General features: G+C 74.2%; 3 protein-coding genes. All 3 read right to left on the reverse strand.

Features of this window, described 5'->3' with window-relative positions:
- Nucleotides 1–1944 (reverse strand): acyl-CoA dehydrogenase family protein (locus AC51EU_RS27765; protein ID WP_496269839.1); only part of this gene is annotated, 1944 nt, incomplete at its 3' end.
- Between the two features lie 243 nt (nucleotides 1945–2187).
- Nucleotides 2188–3648, reverse strand: a complete 1461-nt coding sequence (locus AC51EU_RS27770; RefSeq protein ID WP_496269840.1) for an aldehyde dehydrogenase family protein — start codon at nucleotides 3646–3648, stop codon at nucleotides 2188–2190.
- A 165-nt stretch (nucleotides 3649–3813) separates the two neighbouring features.
- Nucleotides 3814–4177: PucR family transcriptional regulator (locus AC51EU_RS27775; RefSeq protein ID WP_496269841.1), on the reverse strand; the 364-nt coding region annotated here is incomplete at its 5' end.

Here is a 4177-nt window from a genome sequence, read left to right on the forward strand (position 1 = left end):
GGGGCGTTTCCGCCCCGCCCCGGTGTCCGGGACGACGCGCCGTACGTCGGCGGCGGCGCTGGGGCCCGGGGTCGCGTCGGCGATCCAGGGGCCGTCGCCGCTGGGGTCGGTGATGCCCTCCTCCAGCCATCCGTAGCGGCCGTCGAGGACGGCGGCGGTCAGGGCCCGGTCGGGGCCGTCGGTATTGGTCCACAGGCGGGCGAAGAGTTCGTCGACGCGGATACGGGCCTGGCGGCAGAAGACGTCGGCGAGCCGGCGGGCCTCCGCACCGTGGTCGCCGGTCAGCCGCAGGTGCTCGGCGCGGACGCAGGCGGCGCTCATGGCGAAGAGTTCCGCGCCGATGTCGACGATCCGGCCGAGGAAGCCCTGCTTGGTCTCCAATCGGCCCTGCCAGCGCGACATCCCGTAGAAGGTGGCGCGGGCGAGCCTGCGGGAGGCCCGCTCGACGTACCGCAGATGGCGGGCGAGGGCGCCGAACTCCTGGTACGCGCGCGGGTGCTGGCCGGGGCCGGTGACGAGCTGCGGCAGCCAGCGGGCGTAGAAGCGCCCGGCGCGGGCCGCGGCCCGGCCCTTGTCGCCGAGGGAGGCGGCGGGGTCGACGAGGTCTCCGGCGACCGAGAGGTGGGCGTCGACGGCCTCCCGGGCGATCAGCAGATGCATGATCTCCGTCGAGCCCTCGAAGATCCGGTTGATCCGCAGGTCGCGCAGCATCTGCTCGGCGGGGACGGCGCGCTCCCCGCGGGCGGCGAGCGAGTCGGCGGTCTCGTAGCCGCGGCCGCCGCGGATCTGGACGAGTTCGTCGGCCATCCGGCAGCCCGTCTCCGAGCCGTAGAGCTTGGCGAGGGCGGCCTCGATGCGGATGTCGTTGCGGTCCTCGTCGGCCATCTGGGAGGCGAGGTCGACGACGGCCTCCAGGGCGAAGGTGGTGGCCGCGATGAAGGAGATCTTGGCGCCGACCGCCTCGTGGCGGCCGATCGGCCGGCCCCACTGCTCACGGGCCGCCGACCACTCGCGGGCGATCTTCAGGCACCACTTCCCGGCGCCGACGCACATCGCGGGCAGGGAGAGGCGGCCGGTGTTGAGGGTGGTCAGCGCGATCTTGAGGCCGGCGCCCTCGGGGCCGATGCGGTGCGCGGCGGGGACGCGTACCCGGTGGAAGCGGGTGACGCCGTTCTCCAGTCCGCGCAGGCCCATGAAGGCGTTGCGGTGCTCGACGGTGATGCCGGGCGAGCCGGCCTCGACGACGAAGGCGGTGATCCCGCCCTTGTGCCCCTCGGACGCCGGGACCCTGGCCATCACCACCAGCAGATCGGCGATCACCCCGTTGGTCGTCCACAGCTTGACCCCGTCGAGGACGTAGTCGTCGCCCTCGGGAACGGCGGTGGTCGCCAGCCGGGCCGGGTCGGAGCCGACGTCGGGCTCGGTGAGCAGGAAGGCGGAGATGTCCGTGCGGGCGCAGCGCGGCAGGAAGGCGTCCTTCTGCTCCGGGGTGCCGAACAGTTTCAGCGGCTGCGGTACGCCGATCGACTGATGCGCCGAGAGCAGCGCGCCGACGGCGGGGCTGGCGCTGCCGACCAGGGCCAGCGCCTTGTTGTAGTACACCTGGGTGAGGCCGAGGCCCCCGTACTCGGGGTCGATCTTCATGCCGAGCGCGCCGATCTCCTTGAGGCCGGCGATGGTCTCGTCGGGGATGCGCGCCTCCCGCTCGATGCGGGCGCCGTCGATCCGGGTCGCGCAGAAGTCGCGCAGGGTGCCGAGGAACTTCTCGCCGCGCCGGACGTCGTCGGCGGCGGGGGTGGGGTGCGGGTGGACGAGGTCGAGCCGGAAGCGGCCCAGGAACAGTTCCTTGGCGAAGCTGGGCTTGCGCCAGCGCTGCTCGCGGGCGGCCTCGGCGACCTGCCGGGCCTCGCGTTCGGTGACGTTGCGGGTGCTCGGAGCGGTCATGGGGCTCACCTCACCGCGGATCGGGGGCGGCCGGGCGGCGCGCCGTGCTACTTGTGAGCCTCACCGATCCGTAGGGGATGCACCAGCGGAGGACGCCGGGAAAGGGCGCGGCGCGCCCCGGTTCTGGTGCCGGGGCGCGCCGCGCGGGGTGCCGGTCCGTGAGGGAGGGACCGGCCGACGGCCCGGGGGGCGGCGGCCTGGGGCCGCTGTGCTGTCCACCGTCCGGGCCGGCGTCCGGGGTGCCTACAGGGCGAGGCCGGTGAGGACCAGGACCCGCTCGTAGGTGTAGTCGTCCATGGCGTAGCGGACGCCCTCGCGGCCGACGCCGGACTGCTTGGCGCCGCCGTAGGGCATCTGGTCGGCGCGGTAGGACGGCACATCGCCGATGATCACGCCGCCGACCTCCAGGGCGCGGTGGGCGCGGAACGCGGCCTGCACGTCGTGGGTGAAGACGCCGGCCTGGAGGCCGTACTTGGAGTCGTTGACGGCGGCGAAGGCGGCCTCCTCGCCGTCGACGCGGCTGACGGAGAGGACCGGGCCGAAGACCTCCTCGCAGGCGAGGGTGGTGTCGGCGGGCAGGTCGGCGAGGACGGTCGGCGCGTAGGCGGCGCCCTCGCGCTTGCCGCCGGTCAGCAGCTGGGCACCGGCCTGGACGGCCTCGTCGACCCATGCCTCGACGCGCTTGGCGGCGTCCTCGCTGACCAGCGGGCCGACCTCGGTGGCCTCGTCCGACGGGTCGCCGGTGACCTGCGCCTCGACGGCCGCGACGATCCTGGGTACCAGACGGTCGTAGACGCTGGCGTCGGCGATGACCCGCTGCACCGAGATGCAGGACTGGCCGCCCTGGTAGTTGGAGAAGGTGGCGATGCGCTGCGCCGCCCAGTCCAGGTCGGCGTCGGAGGAGAAGTCGGGGAGGACGACGGCCGCGCCGTTGCCGCCGAGCTCCAGGGTGCAGTGCTTGCGGGGCACGGAGTCGAGGATGGCGTAGCCGACCTTCTCCGAGCCGGTGAAGGAGACGACGGGCAGCCGCTCGTCCTGGACCAGGGCCTCCATCCGCTCGTTGGGCACCGGGAGGATCGACCAGGAGCCGGCCGGCAGGTCCGTCTCGGCCAGCAGCTCGCCGAGGATCAGGCCGGAGAGCGGGGTGGCCGGGGCGGGCTTGAGGATGATGGGGGCGCCGGCCGCGATGGCGGGGGCGACCTTGTGGGCGCAGAGGTTCAGCGGGAAGTTGAACGGGGCGATGCCCAGGACCGTCCCGCGCGGGAAGCGGCGGGTGAGGGCGAGCCGGCCGTTGCCGCCGCCGTCGGTGTCCAGGCGCTGGGCCTCGCCGCCGTTGAAGCGGCGGGCCTCCTCGGCCGCGAAGCGGAAGACGGAGACGGCGCGGCCGACCTCGCCGCGGGCCCACTTGATGGGCTTGCCGTTCTCGGCGGAGATCAGCCGGGCGATCTCCTCGGTGCGCTCCACCAGGCGGCGCTGGACGTGGTCGAGGGCGGCGGCCCGCACATGGGCGGGGGTCGCGGTGAGCTCCTCCTGGACGGCGACGGAGGCGGCGACGGCCTCCTCGACCTGGGCCTCGGTGGGGACACTCACCGTGCCGACGTGCCGGCCGTCCCAGGGGGAGGTGACGTCGAAGGTGGTCTCACCGGTGGCCTCGCGGCCGGCGAGCCAGAAGGCGGTGGGGGCTGCATCAGTCTGGATCGGCACAGTGGATCCCGGCCCTTCCGAAGTGGTGGGTGGTGCGCATGGCTCAGCGAGCGGCTCTGCGTTTTCGGCTGTGCCCACCGTAGGGGTGCGAGGCCGTCACGGCGTTTGTCCGAAGCGTAGCAATCCGCCCGCGTGTCCCTCCGTGATGGAGGGGCGGCCGCCGGGTCACTCCTGCCCGGAGGTCGCCTTCAGCGCCAGCCACAGCTCCATCCGGACGTCCGCGTCGTCCAGGGAGCGGCCCAGGATCTCCTCCACCCGCCGCATCCGGTAGCGCAGGGTGTGGCGGTGGACGCCGAGGTCGGCGGCGGCCGCGTCCCACTGCCCGTGCCGGGAGAGCCAGGCCCGCAGCGAGGCGACGAGATCGCCCCGGCCGGTCGCGTCGTGCTCCCGCAGGGCCCGCAGCAGCCCGTCGGCGAAGGCGCGTACGGCGTCGTCGGCGAGCAGCGGCAGGACGGACCCGGTGGCCACGTCCTCGTGCTCGACGAGCGCGGCGCCGCGGCGGCGGGCGACGGACAGGGCCTGCTCCGCC

This window comes from Candidatus Streptomyces philanthi (assembly GCF_059553635.1).